12 protein-coding genes are annotated in these 17,124 nt (G+C 39.9%); 4 read left to right on the top strand and 8 right to left on the bottom strand.

Annotation, left to right across the window (positions count from 1 at the left end; all coding sequences use genetic code 11):
* Window positions 1–5: 5 nt before the first annotated feature.
* A complete protein-coding gene (locus DI060_RS12105; protein WP_108976942.1) occupies window positions 6–953 on the bottom strand; it encodes an MBL fold metallo-hydrolase in 948 nt (315 codons plus the stop codon).
* Between the two features lie 85 nt (window positions 954–1,038).
* Here DI060_RS12105 and trmB point away from each other — a divergent pair, with 85 nt between their 5' ends.
* On the top strand, window positions 1,039–1,713 hold the full coding sequence (trmB, locus tag DI060_RS12110; protein ID WP_108976944.1) for a tRNA (guanine(46)-N(7))-methyltransferase TrmB: 675 nt from the start codon (window positions 1,039–1,041) through the stop codon (window positions 1,711–1,713).
* Here trmB and DI060_RS12115 read toward each other — a convergent pair.
* The 4 genes from DI060_RS12115 to rsgA all read right to left on the bottom strand — a co-directional run bounded on the left by DI060_RS12115 (window position 1,685) and on the right by rsgA (window position 8,885).
* Window positions 1,685–5,275, bottom strand: coding sequence for a tetratricopeptide repeat protein (locus DI060_RS12115; protein WP_108976946.1), 3,591 nt, complete (start codon window positions 5,273–5,275; stop codon window positions 1,685–1,687). The two genes, trmB and DI060_RS12115, sit on opposite strands and share 29 nt — an antisense overlap.
* On the bottom strand, window positions 5,272–6,891 hold the full coding sequence (locus DI060_RS12120) for an LIC10124 family lipoprotein (RefSeq protein WP_108976948.1): 1,620 nt from the start codon (window positions 6,889–6,891) through the stop codon (window positions 5,272–5,274). Before DI060_RS12120 ends, DI060_RS12115 begins: the two co-directional genes overlap by 4 nt.
* Window positions 6,888–7,859 (bottom strand): FecR family protein, encoded by a 972-nt coding sequence (locus DI060_RS12125; protein ID WP_108976950.1) that lies wholly within the window; start codon window positions 7,857–7,859, stop codon window positions 6,888–6,890. The genes DI060_RS12120 and DI060_RS12125 overlap by 4 nt, the downstream gene beginning before the upstream one ends.
* A gap of 66 nt (window positions 7,860–7,925) precedes the next feature.
* Window positions 7,926–8,885 (bottom strand): ribosome small subunit-dependent GTPase A, encoded by a 960-nt coding sequence (gene rsgA, locus DI060_RS12130; RefSeq protein WP_439956917.1) that lies wholly within the window; start codon window positions 8,883–8,885, stop codon window positions 7,926–7,928.
* Window positions 8,886–8,925: 40 nt separating this feature from the next.
* On the opposite strand from rsgA, the gene DI060_RS12135 reads away from it, so the two are divergent.
* From DI060_RS12135 to tpx, 3 genes are read left to right on the top strand one after another with little or no spacing between them, the layout of a single operon-like run.
* Window positions 8,926–10,764, top strand: a complete 1,839-nt coding sequence (locus DI060_RS12135) for an ATP-binding protein (RefSeq protein WP_244594382.1) — start codon at window positions 8,926–8,928, stop codon at window positions 10,762–10,764.
* Between the two features lies 1 nt (window position 10,765).
* Window positions 10,766–11,908, top strand: a complete 1,143-nt coding sequence (locus tag DI060_RS12140; protein WP_108976954.1) for an LBF_2804 family protein — start codon at window positions 10,766–10,768, stop codon at window positions 11,906–11,908.
* Window positions 11,909–11,961: 53 nt separating this feature from the next.
* Window positions 11,962–12,477, top strand: a complete 516-nt coding sequence (gene tpx / locus DI060_RS12145; protein ID WP_108976956.1) for a thiol peroxidase — start codon at window positions 11,962–11,964, stop codon at window positions 12,475–12,477.
* On the opposite strand, the gene DI060_RS12150 is transcribed toward tpx, so the two are convergent.
* The 3 genes from DI060_RS12150 to DI060_RS12160 all read right to left on the bottom strand — a co-directional run bounded on the left by DI060_RS12150 (window position 12,474) and on the right by DI060_RS12160 (window position 17,116).
* Window positions 12,474–14,786 carry an ATP-binding protein gene (locus DI060_RS12150; RefSeq protein WP_167836996.1) on the bottom strand — a complete coding sequence of 771 codons (2,313 nt, stop codon included), beginning with the start codon at window positions 14,784–14,786 and terminating at the stop codon, window positions 12,474–12,476. The genes tpx and DI060_RS12150 overlap by 4 nt on opposite strands.
* Window positions 14,783–15,856, bottom strand: a complete 1,074-nt coding sequence (locus DI060_RS12155) for a metallophosphoesterase family protein (protein WP_108976960.1) — start codon at window positions 15,854–15,856, stop codon at window positions 14,783–14,785. Before DI060_RS12155 ends, DI060_RS12150 begins: the two co-directional genes overlap by 4 nt.
* 72 nt (window positions 15,857–15,928) lie before the next feature.
* The gene (locus DI060_RS12160) at window positions 15,929–17,116 is read right to left on the bottom strand and encodes a CaiB/BaiF CoA transferase family protein (RefSeq protein WP_108976962.1); all 1,188 of its coding nucleotides are present in this window, start codon (window positions 17,114–17,116) and stop codon (window positions 15,929–15,931) included.
* Window positions 17,117–17,124: the final 8 nt, after the last annotated feature.

Raw genomic sequence — 17,124 nt, forward strand, 5'->3', positions numbered from 1 at the left:
CGAAATCAATCTAGTAAAAACGTCATTCCTTCTCTGGCGACTGTAACTTGTGTTTTGCTGGTATCAACAACCTTTCCCTCTTCCAAAATGATGCGTATCACTTCCTGGTCATCGTGGTCTGGTTCATGATGCGTCAAGACAACGGAACGAATGTCCATCATTTCAGCAAATTCTACTGCCTTACCAACAGCGGTGTGGCCCCAGCCAACTTTCTTTTCCGCCTCAGCTGTACTATATTGAGCATCGATGACAATCAAATCGGCACCTTCGATATGAGGTTTGAGAGACAAGAGATACTCTCTGTCCTCTTCTCTATACTCCACATCGGTACAGAAGAGAAACTTTCGATTCCCCTCTCTGACTCGGTAGCCAGTGCAACTCCCAGGATGCCGTAAGGAGATCGGAATGATCTTCAACTCACCAATCGAATACGATTCAAATTCTTTCCAGAGGTGAAAGGTTTTTTTGGAGGCCATCTGGTCGAGGGTAATGGGAAAATTTTCAGGGTGTTGCTGGCGCACCAAACGTTCTTCTAAATTTGGGATGCAAGAATAGAATTGGATGTTCGTAGAAGGGGAATACCCTGGTTTAAAGAAGGGCCAACCCTGGATATGGTCCCAGTGAGTATGGGAAACAAGGATATTTAGGTCTAGGGCTTGGCCACTGAAGGCCAAAGGAGCCAAGGTATTGCCAAGCTCTCGGATGCCAGTCCCCATATCAAAGATGATGCGTTCCCCAGCTTCCCCTTCTAAGTAAACACAGGTGGTATTGCCACCAAGGTCCTGGGCAAGTGGCATGGGCAAGGAATGGATGAAATCATCCTCGGAAAAGTCTTTGTTTTTCTGCCACTCCGCCTTTGCCATCTTCAGGATTTTTTTTAATTTATCCTGGTATTCCCGTTTTGTGATCGGGGTTGGTAAAGAGCCTCGCACACCAAAGAGAGTAATTTTCATTCCGTTCCTCTAGGAAATATCATTTCAGCCTTCGTTTGACGAAAGAACCTACTTACAAAGTATCGGTATACAGGAACCATTTGCCTTGAACCTTACTCCAGAAATCAGAGAAAAGCTCTGGTCTTTTGCCTCTCGTACCAGTTTTCAGTCTGACTACCTCATTCAGGTTCAAGAATGGGGCAAAAAAATCGACCCAAAAAAATATTTCCCGCCGCACGTGACCGAACTCTGGTTAGAGTTGGGATCAGGCTGGGGCGAGGTAGCCATACAGCTTGCCGAAGCCTTTCCAAACACAGGCTTTTTGCTCATGGAGAAAAAAATAGATCGGATCAAAGCTACGGAAAAAAAGAGAAAAGAGAGAGGCCTGGAAAACATCCGCTATATGACCTTAAACTTTCAATGGTTCTTTAGTGAGTTAATGGAAACAGAAATGTTTAGTACCGTACTCATCAATTTTCCCGACCCATGGCCTAAAGCAAAACATTGGAAACATAGATTGATGCAAGAAGAGTTTCTCACCAATCTACATGCAATCATCAAACCAGAAGGTAGGCTTTTGTTTGCGACAGACTATGGTCCGTATGCGAGAAAAACGATTTCTATGTTTCGTAGGCTAAACCATTTGTTCAAGGGAAGTACGGAAGTTGCATTTGAAAGACCTAATTTTCCCGTCTCTTTTTTTGAAAATGAGAAACGGGAAGAAGGAAAGCGGATTTACTATCTGGAAAGGACTAAGGTGACTCCACTCGGATCGTACTGATGCGTTTGCCATCTTTCTCAGGCGTCCATGAGAGAGATTTTTTCTGGCTATCTTTGGTTACGAGTAGTTCTTTACCCTTTGCATCCACAGAGGCACCAGGAAAAGAGTGCCTAAAATCGAGCCCAGTCAATACTTCCGACCATTTGCCCTCTGCCTTCCAAACCAATAATGATTCGGAAGTCCGAAGGTGGATGCTATCTTCATTTCGATAGCTAAGAACTACGGTTCCCTTTTTCGCAAGTGAGGTGACCTTAGCATTTATATCTACTTCTAGAAACTGTTGGTTTGTTTGCAGGAGACAACTTCTCACCAAACAGCCATATATGCGAGGAATCTCCTTAGTATCTCCCTTGAGAAAGGTTCCTGTTTTGTTGGATAATGTCCAAGTATCATATGTTAAACTTTGGAATAGAAACTCTTTTTTCTTGTCACGTATGATAAACACTTCTCCCTGAGGTAGGACTGAAAAACTAAGAATGTCCTTTTCTTTAGATTCAAATTCTTTTACACCTTCAAAGGATAAAATCTGAAAGTGCATCTCTTTTGTTTTTTGGTTTTGGGATAGAAGGTAAATATGGTCTTCAAAAACTTCCCCATGCACAATGGATTCATTTTCATTGAGTAAAATATTTGTACTTAATGCACCAGAATCAGGGTATATCTTCTGGAGTAGTCCACGTTTGAGCGCTACCAATTGTTTACTGGCGACAAGCAATGTAAATGGATCTGGAGTAAATATCTTCCATACCTGTTCCTTCGTTTTTCGATCTAAGGCAACGATACTTTCCCCATAATTGATAATGATGCGATTGGGATAGAGAATTGGGTCTTGCTTTGGTGTTCCAGCCAATTGCAATTCTGTGATCACTGCTGGGATCCCCTCTTCATCGACTGGCAACATCCTAGCATATTTGGTATCAGGATGGTTTTTGCGGATCTCTTCACGGATCGCATTCCGTTTTGCTAGGGTTTTTTCGTTTGGTGATGATTTTTGTTTTTCCGAGAGAATCGTAAAATAGGCATACAGTGCTTCGGGGTTCCGATCATCTTTCAAAACATTGAGTATGGAATCCTCTGCTTCTTTCAGTTTTCCTTGTTTAAAATAGATATAGGCTAGGTGGATTTCCCCATCTGAAAAATCAGGATCAGACTTTCGCAATCCTTCCAGAACCTCTTTGGATTCCTCTATCAAATCCTCATTAAAATATGCAATGGCAAGGTTATAAGAGGAAAGGGAGAATTGATTGTCTTTGTTCTTTGCTTTCTCAAATTCTCGTTTTGCCTCCGCAGGTTTTTCTGTTCGGTAATAGACTAGACCTTTGGCAACATTAGCAGGAGCAAAATTACCATTTAAGAGTATGGATTTATCCAATTGGTTGATGGATAGGTCCCAATCTTTTTTCTTCATTGAGATGAGACCAAGCATATAATAGCTGTAAAACGAATCTGGTTTTTCTTTTAGGATTTGATGAAACCCTTCTTCTGCCTTACTGGTCTCTCCTTTTTTGTAAAAATAGGCAAAGATACCCTCGCGAAACGAAGAAGCTTGGTCACGGTTTTCTTTGGCAGCTTTTTCAAGAATACTGATGCCCTTTTCTTCTTCGCCTTTGGCCATATAACATTCGGCAACTTTTACCAACAGAGATGGTTTAGGAACTTTATCATGCGCCTTGGTATATGCAGTGATGGCATCATCATATCGCTTCTTGTCAAAAGCTTTGTTTCCTTCACGCACATAAGGAATGATTTCCGCAAAGCGTAGATTTTCCTTAATGGTGTTTTCTGTTTCATTCACCTCAGGGATTTCTTTGGATAACTTTTTTGATTTTTGAATCGTTTCTAAGGCTTGTTTGTATTTTTCTTGGTCATTTTCTTCGACAGCCCTTTTGTAATATAGATTGGCTAATCGAAACTGAATGGCTTCGTTTTCTGGATTCTTTTTTTGCAAATCTAAATAGATCTTTTCTGCTTCTTCAAATCTACCAGAATCTTCTGCGATTCTCCCCAATGTGATGGCAGCATATGGATCATTTTTGGCGAGAGATTGCAGTCTGTTAACAAATTCATTTTCTTTTTTAGAATCACCTAACTTTGCATAAACTCTGGCTAAACCTTGGATTGCGAGTAGATTTTTCTCATCTAATCTAAGCGCTTCCTTATAGCTCGATTCTGATTTTTTAAAATCTCCAAAAGCAAAGAATGCTTTTCCGAAAGCATTGTGTGCAGATGGATCTTCTGGATTTCTTCCTAAGGCTTTGCCATAAAGATCCAAGGCCTGTTTCTTCCTTCCCTGCCTAAGAAATGTATCTCCTTCTTTGATGTACATCTGAGATTCTGCAAATATCTTTGCTTTTTGAATCGCTTCTTTATCTGCATGTGGATGGCTTTCTGCCTTTTTCAAAGCTTCTAAGGCTTCATCATTCCTTCCGAGATCAATCAGCAAGTAGGCCAAATTGATCTTTGGTTCAAAAAAATTTGGATCGATGGAAGATGCATCTTGGAAACTCAAAATTGCTTTGGGGCTTTGTCCCCATTTCCATTGGCAGATACCTAATTTATTTTTTAGTTCTGCATTTCTCGGTGATTTCGTTAATCCCAACTCGGAGACCTTTTGGCAATCAGCATACTGGTTTTTTTTGATGTAAAGATTGCACAATCCTAGATAGGCGGGAATATGATTGTCTTGCAGTGAAATCGACTTACGGAAGCTAGTTTCTGATTCAGAGAATGTACCTTTTAGAAAGTAAGCGGTACCCAAAAAGGTATGAAGCGAGGCATTGTTTGGTTGTAGGTCTATGCCTTTTCTGTATTCTGAAATGGCCAGGTCATAATTCTTTTTATTCAGGGCATCGTTTCCCTTTTGGATGTATCCAGCCACACGCGTTGCTTCTTTTGCATTTTGAGAAGATTTGCTTTCAGGTTGTAATTTCTCTGCTTCCGCAAAGTAAATTTCTGCTTCTTCATATTTTTTAAGTTCTACACAAACATCACCCAATTGATTGAGCAGTTCAACAGGATAGGGAAAGTCTTTTGTCTCCCGAAGGGGTTTGAGGGTCACATAACTTTCTTGGTACTTTCTCTGTAACTTGAGTAAGGTGCCGACCTTATATTTGTAGACTGGCTCCTCAGGGTTGATCTTAACTAGAGTCTCATAGGTTTGCACGGCATCTTCGTACTTACCAAGCGTTGCCTGCACTGTACCCAGTCCTATTAGAATCTTTTGGTTGTCGGCATCCAATCGTTTCCCCAAAAGATAAGCCTCTTCAGCCACTGAATAGTTGCCCAATCGATATTCAGAAGCGCCTAATAGAGCATAGCCTTCTGCCGTTTCTACTTTTTGGTTGGCCTCGGAAGCAAGCCGGATGGATTCATTGAACTCAGATTTTTGAAAGGCCAAATTGCCTTTGGCAATTAGAGCTCTTGCATCTTCTAAGTTTTTGGGATTTACGCCATTTAACTCTTGCTTGACCTCATCCTGTACGGAAACCGTTTTGAACTCCCGAGATTGGCAACTAACAATTAAAAGACAGAGACAAAGGAATGGGAGAAATCGATGGATCATTTTTTTAGCTTCTCCTCAAAAGAAAGCATATCAGGGTATCGTATTTTTAGGCTTCGCAGTGGCTTTCCACTGAGGAAGTTTTGAGAAGGTGTTAGGATGGCAAATTGCCAAAGAGTTTGAAAACTCCAAGGTTTTTCTAAGACCAAACTGGAACCAAGGTAAACTTTTAAGATTTGTTTTTCTGGATCAGTTTCAAAGGAAATGGTGCGACCTTTTTCTGGGTCTTCAGATTTCCAACGGTAACTAGCGCTCACCTTTGCTTCTTTTTCACCGCTTGCATATTGGATCAGATGAAAATCAGTTTTATCAACGACAAGCAGACTACACTTTCCCGTTCCATCCGTGAAGGAAACAGCTAACCTTCCCGGGGTGTCCTTAGAAAGCCCAAGAACAAAATTGGATTTCATTTTGTCTGGAATGATATTTTGGGAGTACACACCGTACCATCCATTGGGAAGGTCTTGTTGTTTTTGGAACTGAAGACTGCCTGTGAAATTTGTTTGGAAGTGAGGTGATCCACCTGAAGGAAACCAAAAGTCTTCCGCTTCCCAAGAAACCCCTTCTTCCAATCCAAAGGGAAGCGAAACATGGCTAAGAGATTTAGGAAGTACTTGAACCGATGCTTTAGCATATTCAAAACTGTCCTTATCCGTCGTCCTTAAAAACTGAATCGGATAATTACCGTATGGAACCCCTGCTTCGACATATTGTGTATTGCCTTTGTTTTGTCCAGAAACGCTAACCGAGAGTCCAGAGGGATAACTAGTTACAAAAATAGTTCCTTGGGAAATGTCATCATTCCATTCGTGGAAGATTCTTGTTTTCTTTCCTCCTCTTACCAAAATGCTGCGTTCCACAGGATCTTTTCCAGGTTTCGAAAATGCTAACCTATGTTTACCATTGATTAGAGGGAAGTCAACTAGTGGTGCCTTTCCGATTTCCTTTCCATCCAATAGAATGTTTGTTCCAGGAGATGTTGAATAAAAAGAAACCTGCGCCTTCATAGAAGACTCCAAAATTGTTTGGATTTCAGAGGCAGTTGGTGCAAAGACCTCTGACCAATACTCCTTTACCGCGGCACTCAATGGAACTAGTTGGTTATTTTTATGGTAAACCTCTAAACTCTTTACATTATCTGAAATTTCCCGTTCCGAAATAAATTTGAAACCAAATTCTTTTGATCCATAGGATTGTGGGCTCACACTGTCTAGGTACTCTAGGTTGACTTTCAGAAAATCTTTTTCCAACTGAAGGGAGGCTTTTAAGATGAGGTCTATGTCCTTTGCTTTGAGAGCTTCTTTTTCAAGATTACTCCCCATTGGTGTTCGAAAGTGATCACCAAACTTTCTATGGGAGGTGATGATTTTGTCTTCAATGAATCTCAAATCGGATTCTTTGGTGGAAGGCGTCACACCATTCCACTGGATCACAAAACTTGGTCTGATTTTGGTTTGGATCCTTTCGCGAAAGTCGAGAGAAGAAGGAAGAGGTTCTACATTGCTTAAGACCACGTCCTTATATTCAGGACGTGGAATGACTTCCATGTTGGTTTCAATTTGAGTGACAGAGGCACAAGAAATCAGTAGAAAGAAACAGAAGACAAAGCTAAATCTCATCGTTTGTCAAAACTTTCCTTTGCAGGTAATTTAAGTGAATCTTTTTGTACGTCTTTTTGGATGTATTTGGATTCTTCGACTGATTTAGCTGTTGTGATCACTTCATCTGATTTATTTTTGGACATCTCACGTTTGCGAACAGCTGATTCCACTTCTTCTTGGGAAGAGCCAAGATCCATTTTCTTTAGATCTTCATTGTTGTTTCTAAGCTCATTGGATAATGATTCGTATTCTAACATTTTTGTGTTTTCAAATACTAACATCTCTTTTAGGTCATTGAGAGATTGAGACGCCAATGGTTTTACCATTTTTTCGCTAAGCTTGCTGTTGTTATCCACAATCGCTTCTTTTTGTTTGTCTACGATGATCTCATTGTCTGAGTTTGGTTTTTTAATTGCAATCGCTCCGTCCAATACAGCAAAACGGACAACACAGTTGTTTTCTTTGCAAGGGACTCCGCCTTTCTGGTCGGATGGTGACTCAACTGAAGTTAAGAAGGATGTACCTCTCACACCCGCGATAGAGGTTGGTGTCACAACATTGAATTGTTCGGACTTTCTTTCTTTTTTAAGAACTGTGATGAGCTTTCCATATTGAACAGTAACTTCTGTTTGTTTTTCTTCTCCATGACCCGCCAAAGCAGTTGCAATGCTCAGGGAAGTATTTTTGGATAACTTTAAAACTCCATCATCACTTAACAATATTTCGACGGCACCATTTGCTCCTGTAACGATTGTATCGGTAGCTAGGAGTGGGTCACCAAGATTAGGTTTTGACTGGTTACCTGCCCGCAAAACAACAACCTCACCTTTGACAAAAGCAATGACTGCTTCACTGCTCGGTGCTGCATTGTTGGATGTATTGCTTGGGACATCGTCTTTGGATTGCTTTTGGCAAAGTCCTAAAAATGTGGAAAATCCAAGGATTAAGAGGGCCGACACAAATGGACGGAAGCGGAAGAATTTCATAGAACCTCCTCAATGAAAGACATCTTCTAAATTGAATAACAACTGAGGGAGAGGCAAGTCTTTTCCCTAATATCTTTTTGTTGTACTTTTTGACCAATGGTCCCGTCTAGTCACCCGGTGGGGCTTTTCCAAGCTCTCCAACATGGATTCCAGGCTCTTTTTCCTGCTTTCGGAGAGGTCTTTCTCGATCGCTGTTAGCAATTGGCAGGAAGGACCTAAATCGCAGCAGTATTCCAAGGAGCAATTTGCCCGAGCAGAACTCAGTTCGGGGAAGCTGGAGAAAAGTTCATCTTGGTCTAGATGTAAAACTCCCCATTCCTTCACTCCTGGAGAATCAATGATGACGGTTTCCTCTTCTAAAAAAACAGCGAGGGAATTTGTAGTGGTATGTTTGCCTTTTTTGGTGCCCTGGCTGATTTCATTTACACGTTGTGCATCTTTGGCCATCAGATGGTTCAAAAGACTGGATTTACCCACTCCTGAATTGCCACATAGAAAGGTCGTTTTTCCGAGGATGTGTTTTTTTAACTCAGCAAGTGAAGAGAGATTTTCCATTGATATGCTAAGGACATCATAACCTAAGGCGCGGTATGTGGCCTCTTTTTGTTCTCTCTCCTCATTAGAGACGAGATCTGCTTTTGTAAAGACGATTAAGGGAGGTATCTTTGTATGGAACGAGGCAGCTAACAAACGGTCGATGAATCCATCTTTGGTCTCTGGCTCCTTCAAAGAGGCAAGGATGGCAACTAGATCTAAATTGGCACAAAGGACGTGGCTATCCCCAAAATCACTCTTTCGTGTTAAGTAGTTTTTTCGCTCTAATTTCTCCAAAATGACCCAATCCCCTTGCGAAGGTTCTGCGTAAACTAGATCACCTACAACAAAGGGATGACGGTCTCCTGACTGTTTGAGCCTAAGTTTGCCTTTTAACACAGCGCGCACATAGGATGTCTCTGCTGAATGGAGTTCATAGTAGGCGCCAAAGATTCTGGCTACCGTAAATAGTTCTTTACCCGAAGTGCTCATCATTGTAAACTAAGGTCTCTTCCAGCAAATCATAACGAACATGCAAAGACAAGTTTTCTTTCCTTTTTTTAGAAACTACTTACCTGTAATGCTTTCTAGTTTGATGGCAGTGCTTTGTTTACTCGATCCGCATATTCCAAAAACCATTCCCCTGGCCTTTCTACTCTTTAGCCTATTCTTGTTTCTTTGGATTCGAAGCGGAAACAAAGCATCGATTGCGAACAAAACCTTGGTTCGTGCAGAAGAAGAACCAGAAAAACCCAAAAAAAGGGACGAACTCGTCCAAAACCTGTTTGCGCTAGAAAAATTTAAAGAAGAGCTCATCTCCTACAATGACCCTGATTTGATCAGCTTAAGCATTGTTAACTACTTAGAATCGAAAGTACCTACACAATTTGTACGGGTATATACTTGGGATGAAGAAGAGGCTCACTTTCGATGCCGACCCTATCCCAAAGAGTCAGATGAATCCTCCATTTGGAGTGTTCCGATCTTTGATCCATTTTTACTGTGGCTCTCGGACCGCGAGGGCATTCACTTAAAAGAGAATTTCGAAAATGAAATTTCCGCAAGCCATATCAAAATAAAGAATGCTGCCATCAACTTTTTTGATCGTACTGAGTCGAAACTCGTGGCAACTCTTGCAATGAAATCAAGCTTAGTTGGTTTCATTTTGTTCGGAAAACATAAAGAAGACCAAGCCTTTGGCATCCAAGATATCGAACATATTTTAGAAATCTTATCTGTTTCTTTAATGTCCCTCTCAAATTCCATCATATACCAAAGGCTTGTGAATTTGACAGAAACTCTAGAAGCCAAGGTAAAGGAAAGAACCAAAGAATTGGAAGAGGCCCAATCACAACTTGTACAGTCAGAAAAAATGGCCTCTCTTGGTATTATGGTTGCAGGCATTGCCCATGAAATCAATACTCCGGCTGCAGTGATCAACGGTTCTTCGGATAATTTAGAAATCAATTTGGATTATACATTTAGCCATTTAGCAGACCTAAGGATACTGATCGAAAACGAAGAGTTGCGTACGACTTATTTGGATTTATTGAATGGCTTGATACGAGATGAACTCAAAGGTAAAGTAGACCCAAAAGATAAATTCAAACTGAAAAAAGAAATCAAACAGAAGCTGATCCAAGAAGGCTTAACAGAATCTGATGCCGTCGAACTTTCTGGGTTTTTGGTCGAACAATCCATTCCACAAAAAGATAAAGAGATACTTCTCATCAAAAAGATTGGCGGGAAAGAAATCTATGATTTATTGAAAAACAACATTAGTTTACATCGAAACATCAAAAATATAAAATATGCGATTAAAAATATAGTTCGCATTGTCAAGGCTTTAAAGTACTACTCACACTTAGGTCAATCCTCTTATACAGATGCAGATATCCATGAGGGGATTGAAAACACTTTAGTCATCATGCAAAACCAGATCAAACAAGGTGTAGAAATCGAAAGGCATTATGGCAACCTACCTCACATTAAATGTAATATTGATGAACTAAACCAAGTGTGGACAAACCTGATCACAAATGCTATCCATGCCATGAAAAAAACAAACAATCCAAAACTCACAATTTTCACTCGGGTGATTGGAGATGAATATATCATGGTAGGCTTTGAAGACAATGGATCTGGCATTCCTCATGAGATAAAAGATAAAATTTGGGATCCATTCTTTACAACAAAAGACCAAGGGGAGGGTTCCGGATTGGGCCTTGGTATCGTAAAGGGTATCATTGAAAAACACAAAGGCCGTATTGAAGTGGAATCAGAACCATCGAAAACTCGCTTTTTAGTTTACCTTCCTCTGGAAGGACCAGGCGATTTGCCTAGCTTACCGAAAGAGATATTACGAGGATAAATTGGTATCCAAAGAGAACTTACCCTCTCTTCCACACCGACCAGGCATCTTAGAACGTTGGGGAGTCCGTGTCCTCTTCCGGTTAAACAAAAAATACAAAAACAAAGAAAAAGAAGAAAGGAGTTTTGAATCGAATGCTACGCGTCTTATCCTAAAAAGTGTTGTTCTGTCTTTTTGTATTGGTTTTTTTACTACCGTACTTTTTGTACTTACCAGCCTTTATTTGCCCCCTCTACAGATGCATTTTACTCTGGAAGGATTGAAAGTAATATCTATTCACTTAGTCTCTATATTGTTTTTTACTTTTATTGAATTTTATCTTTTATTTCGTTTTGGACTAAAGCAAGCCTATCTAATGGCTGAATATGCCAACTTAGAATTGGCAGAGGAACCAGAGCTATTCACACCCGTGCCCGGAATGTTGTCGAGAATTGCCTTAGAGATTCCAGATCCAGAACTACGCATATTGGGAATCAATCCTTACAAAAGACTCAACCGAAGAACAGCACTCATCAAATCCTTATTTTATAAGTTAAAGGTGATGATTTCGAATCTCCTCGCCAAAGTTTTGTTAAAAGCAATCCTAGGTCGAACAAGTCTTCGTTTTCTTATCGAATACATTTCGGCACCCATCACCGGGATTTGGGATGCAGTAGTCACATGGCAAATTCTGTCCGAGCTTAAAGCTCGCATCATCTCCAGGAAATTAGCAGAGAGATTGCTTTCCGAAACAGAAAAAAGAAAAACAAAGTTTACATTGGAAGGAAAAGAATGCCTCTTACGTGCCATCGCAAATTCCATTGTATTTACAAAAACCTTTCATCCAAACTTCGAATATCTTTTGTTAAAATTGGTTAAGTTATTTCAATTCGATTACCAAAGTACAGAAATGGATGATTACGATCCATTTTTACGCCAATTACAAAAATGTGAACCATCTGAAAGAGAATTTATCATCTCAACATTTTTAATCGGAGCCACTTTTGATGGAAAGTTGACAAAGGAGGAATGGAGCATAGTGACAGAATTGCTTGCTTTCTCTGATTCACCAGATCGACTCAAAGATACGGAATCCCTGAATGTATGCATTCAAAAAGGAAAATTAAAAGAATCAATACTCCTAGTAGAGAAAATGATTTCTTGATTTTTCCTTATCTATGGAACAGATTGTAAAGTCTAAACCCCGTAGGAGAAAATATGGCATCAGTGACCCTCAAAGGTTCCCCCATCGAATTGGAGGGATCGATCCCTAAAGCAGGAGACAAAGCACCAGACTTCAAAATCACAAAACAAGATTTAAGCGAACTAAGCTTAAAAGACCTTTCTGGAAAGGTAAAGATTTTGGTGTCTGTACCAAGTTTGGATACAGCAGTGTGTGCGATCGAAACAAAAAAGTTCAACGAAAAAGCGGCGAAAGAGGCAGACATTGCGACCATTATCGTGTCAGGTGATCTACCGTTTGCGATGAAAAGATTTTGCACAACGGAAGGGATTGACTCTCCCAACCTGATTACAGGATCGCAATTTAAAGATTTTTCTTTTTCGAAGAGCTATGGAGTTCATATGTCCTCTGGCCCACTTGCAGGACTTGCGGCAAGAGCTGTCTTCGTAGTGGACCAGTCAGATGTTGTTCGTTATGTGGAACTTGTGCCAGAAATCGCAAAAGAACCAAATTACGAAACCATACTTGCGGAAGCTAAAAAGTTAACCTAAGCCAAACGATGTGGAATGCAGGGAATTTTATGGGTCTCTGCATTTTTCTCGATCATACTTTTTAAATCCTCGTCAAACGTAAACACTACTAAATTCCAACCTGTTTCCTGAATGAATCTCATTAAATATTGAACAGATGTTTCTAGCCTTTCTTTGTCTAAATGCCTAAACGGCTCGTCCAACAAAAGCCAAGGGATAGATAGATCCTTGGAAATTCGGTATGCATATTCCAATCGCAAGGTGAAATAAAATAAATCTCTCGTACCAGTTGAAAGTTGGTGTACCTCTCTTATATCCTTTTGTGCATCTTCGGTTTTAGGATTCTCAGTTAACTGGTTCCAATCAATGGCTCTTAGTTCTGCCTTGGGTAGAGTTTCTTGCCAGCGTTTCTGTAAAGACGTAACAAGTATTTGCATCTCTTGGTTTGAGCTCCCTTTGATCTCAGAAAAAATTTGTTCTAAATTTTGATAAGCCTTTAACTTTTCTTGAAACTCTAACCAATCTGCATCTACTTGTAGTTTTGACTTTAAGCTGTCCTCTTCTCTTTTCAATGCAGATTGCATCTTTTCCTGAGAGCTTCCCTTTTTTGTGGCCAATCGTTCGACTAATATTTGCAAGTCTCCGACAAGTCCCTCTTTAACTTTTCCCAGTTTTTGGATTTCATTTGGTATTTGGGCCAGCCGGATAGATTCATTTGCTTGGATCTCTTCAACAATGGAATCCTCTTTTAATACTTGCAAGGAGGCTTCTACTTTTCGTTGCAAGGAGACAAAGTCACTCACCTGAAAGGAAGGAAACTCTTTTGCCAAGCTAGCTTCTATCTCCTGATACTTTCTATGGTTGATTTTAATTTCATTTATCTTCTCTTGGAACTGATCAAAATGTTTGAGTCCGATCATTTGGCATAAAGATAAAACCTCATTTTCTAAGATTGGTATTTGAAGCAAGAGTTCAGAATGTTCTAATTCTAGCTCATTCAACTTTGTTCTCATTTTTTTGAGTTCGTTGTCCAAATGATTGATCTCTGAAGTTTGTTCATTCTTAGCATCACGAAAGTTTTTGATTGCCGCAAAAATCCCTTCCTTTGTTTTCAAAATAGGAACTATTGTGTTTTCTGAACGGATTTGCAAAGCATCCGAAAGAGAGGCGAGGGAACTAAGCAATGCTCCCTCATCCTTAATCACGGTAACCGTTTTTCCTCTCCATAAAAACAGAGCAATCGAGCTGATCGCGGATACCACAAAAGGAAGGAAAGTGATCCATGGCTCTAGTCCCCGATTGGCGAGAAAATAGGAAGAGATAGAACCAATCACAAACAAAAGAAGGCTTGTGAAGATATACTTTGTATTCCATGTAGATTTGATTTGGTTGGGAGTGTTTGCGATAGAATCAAGGACCTTTGCTTCTATCTCTGTCGCGAGTGCGGAATGTACTTCTGTTTTGGAAAGCTTTGCTTGCCTTTCATTCTTTTCATCCTCTAGTTGAGCGAAAAGTTTTTTCTGATTCAGAATGCTATCACCTAAAGAAACAAGCTTTGCTTTTCCTTCCTTGAGTAGATCTGCTTTTTCAAAGGTGAGCTTATCTTTTCCCGTTTCCATAAACGAGCGAAATGATTCATGTACTTCTCTATGAGAAAGTAGATAATTTGATTTCTCGGATAATTCTGCCAATTTGCGAAAAGAATCTTTCTTGTTAAGGATTTTATAATCCTCGTTCAAAGCATGGAGTTGCTCATTGATTTCTTTAATTTTCTTTTCATATTGGGATTTTTCTTCTTCCCATTTTGGAATCTCTTCCCAAGCAGAAAACATAGAAACGCGCTCTTCAAGAGCCGTTTGGTATTCCTTTGTTTTGATTTCTAATTCTTGGGAAAGCCGTCTGAATTCTTTTGCAGTAGCGCCAGAACCATTTGTTTTTGCTTTGTCAGCACATAGCTTTACTAATTTCAAAGGATCAAATCCATCGTGAAACAAAGAATTACGAATAATTTCAAAAAATTCTGTGATTTCTTTTTGTTCGCTCAATTCTAGAGCGACCCTTCCTTCGCGAATCGCAAAGGTGTTTAAAAAATTGGTGGGATTTATCTCTATTGGTTCGGTGGTTTGTAGAGCTGCTTTTACATCTTTACCATAACGCTCTGAGAGTATACGTCCATATTTGGTGGCACCCTTAACTTTAATCAAAGAGAAAACGAAAGCATCAAATAGAGTGGTTTTTCCACTTTCATTCGCACCTGAAAAAATCGAGACTTGTTTTAATTCAAAGGATGAATTTTTAAATTTTCCGAAGCGATCTAAAATTAATTTCACTTGGTAACCTCGTTTAATAGAAGTTCAATGCCAAGCTGCTTTGTTAATGCCCAGGAGGATCCTAATTCTTCTTTTTTCTGATCGATGATTTGAATGAATTGCCGTATGGCAACATTTTCTGATATATCAGGAACAGTTTTTACTTTTTGATCATCAAATTCAAGCAATCGAATCCGATCTTTGTACTTTGATTTTAATGCAATTTCATAATTTTGCTTTTCTTGATTTGACTCAACTACACCATTCCAATGAACTAAAAGATAGTCAGACTTGCCATATTGGTCTAAATTTAAGTCTGCTTCAGACTTTGCTTTTCCATTCAAATCGAGTTCAATGTTGAGTTCATAAAACTGTCCTGCTGATTGAATGGGTAAGTATTTTTTAGAAATTCCTTGCTCATTCACCTGGATTAAAACACAAAAGCGAGCTCCAAATTCTCCTTTTCGCCAAACCCGCGAGGAACCTGCATAACAAACCTCTAATTTTCCAAAGGATTGAGATCTTGAGGAATGGATATGGCCAATGGCCACGAAATCCATGTTGAGTTTTTGGAATAGAGCAGGGTCTAACAAGCCCCCTCCCTCTTCCACCTCTTCTTTCGGACCAGTGTAGCTCATGTTCAAGACAGTCGCATGTGCAAGCCCAATCCTCCATTTTGCTTTTTTTTCTGGGATAGAAATGTTAAGCAGCTGCGTATAAGATTGGCTATGCGGAATGCCAAAGATTTCAATCTTTTCATTGAGATAGATAAAGTGATATGGCTCTTCATCTAACAATCGAATTTTTTTACCCCAGTCAAACATTTGGTACCGGGTATGTTTGTCAGGGCGTCTCAATCCTTCATGGTTGCCAGGAAGGAAAAAAACTTCGGCGGAGGCAGATTCCATTTTTTTTACAAACTCATGCCTCAAGGCAACAAAATCAGAATAGGTATCAAAGATGTCGCCACATAAAAAGAGTGCGTCAACTGATTCAGTGTTTGCGATGTTTAATAGCTCATCTAAAATTTGAAAAGAATATGCCTTTTCGGCCTCTGAAATGTGCAGGTCGGAAAACTGTAAAAATTTCATATTTGTCCTAGGATTCCATTTTACCGAAACCCTAGGACAAAAGAGCGCTTACTCAGCAAAAAAGCAAGAAGTCTAGATTACTTTTTCTTGTTTGAATTGGCTAATCTCTGCGTCAGAATACCCTATCGTTTTGAGGATTTCTTCTGTGTGCTCGCCATGTTCTGGAGGGAAGGTTCTAAACGAAAAGGGTGTTTCTGAAAAATGAAAAGGTGAACCATACTGGGTGATCCTTCCGTATTTCGGGTGTTCGACGTCAAAGACCATCTTTCGTTCCTTCCAATGCGGGTCTTGTGTAACCTCCTCCAAACTCAAAATAGGTGAGAGACAAGCATCTTCATTAGAAAAAATAGATTCCAAATCAGAATATGTTTTGGATAGAAAGTATTCTGTTAGAATTGCTTTCCACTTTTCCAGATTTTCTTCTTTCAACGGCATCTCTTTCAAGAGCTCATCTTTACCAATTGCTCTAACAAATGTTTGGAAGAACATGTCTTCTAAAGCACCCAAAGCAACATATCTACCTTCTTTTGTTTGGTAGATTTGGTAATTCGGGAGCTTTCCAGACAAAATCTCATTGCCCGGTTCTGGAGTAATTCCCGAGGCGGAATGAATTCCACCATACAAGGAGAGGAACTGCAATGAAGCATCGGTCATAGAAATGTCTATTCTCTGGCCTTTTCCCGTTTTTTCTCTGTAGTACAAAGCGGCAAGGATGGCTGACAGAGCAGACAAAGAGCCACCACCCACATCTGCCAACTGAAATCCAGCGGGTCTTGGAGGATTTCCTGTTTGGTGGAGAACACCAGAAATCGCTAAATAATTGATATCATGGCCAGCAAAGTCTACGTACTTACCCGAAATCCCATACCCAGAGATTCCGCAATAGATGAGCTTAGGGAATTTTTCTTTCAGCACATCGTATCCTATCCCCATTTTATCCATACCATCAGGACGAAATCCTTCCAAAAGAATATCTGCATCTTCTAATAGTTTAAAAAGAATCTCTTTGGATGCGGGTCGTTTCAAATTTAAGGTAATCGCCTTTTTATTGCGATTCAGCATCATAAACAATGCCGGATAACCTCCGTTACCTTTAAACATAGCTCTTGAAGCATCGTAGGCTCTAGGATTTTCAATCTTGATAACTTCTGCTCCCATATCGGCTAGATGTTGTGAGCAAAGTGGACCTGGGAGCAAGAGCGAAAGATCAACTACCTTCACTCCTGACAATGGCCCTGTATTTTTTTGAGTTTGAGACATTTTATTTC

The sequence above is a fragment of the Leptospira ryugenii genome (assembly GCF_003114855.1).
In the GTDB taxonomy this organism is placed as follows: Bacteria; Spirochaetota; Leptospiria; order Leptospirales; family Leptospiraceae; genus Leptospira_A; species Leptospira_A ryugenii.

What these genes read in the sequence shown, in the direction of transcription:
- DI060_RS12105 (WP_108976942.1), bottom strand. Translation starts at nt 953, where the DNA reads ATGAAAATTACTCTCTTTGGTGTGCGAGGCTCTTTACCAACCCCGATC.
- DI060_RS12115 (WP_108976946.1), bottom strand. Translation starts at nt 5,275, where the DNA reads ATGATCCATCGATTTCTCCCATTCCTTTGTCTCTGTCTTTTAATTGTT.
- DI060_RS12120 (WP_108976948.1), bottom strand. Translation starts at nt 6,891, where the DNA reads ATGAGATTTAGCTTTGTCTTCTGTTTCTTTCTACTGATTTCTTGTGCC.
- DI060_RS12125 (WP_108976950.1), bottom strand. Translation starts at nt 7,859, where the DNA reads ATGAAATTCTTCCGCTTCCGTCCATTTGTGTCGGCCCTCTTAATCCTT.
- rsgA (WP_439956917.1), bottom strand. Translation starts at nt 8,885, where the DNA reads ATGAGCACTTCGGGTAAAGAACTATTTACGGTAGCCAGAATCTTTGGC.
- DI060_RS12135 (WP_244594382.1), top strand. Translation starts at nt 8,926, where the DNA reads ATGCAAAGACAAGTTTTCTTTCCTTTTTTTAGAAACTACTTACCTGTA.
- tpx (WP_108976956.1), top strand. Translation starts at nt 11,962, where the DNA reads ATGGCATCAGTGACCCTCAAAGGTTCCCCCATCGAATTGGAGGGATCG.
- DI060_RS12155 (WP_108976960.1), bottom strand. Translation starts at nt 15,856, where the DNA reads ATGAAATTTTTACAGTTTTCCGACCTGCACATTTCAGAGGCCGAAAAG.
- DI060_RS12160 (WP_108976962.1), bottom strand. Translation starts at nt 17,116, where the DNA reads ATGTCTCAAACTCAAAAAAATACAGGGCCATTGTCAGGAGTGAAGGTA.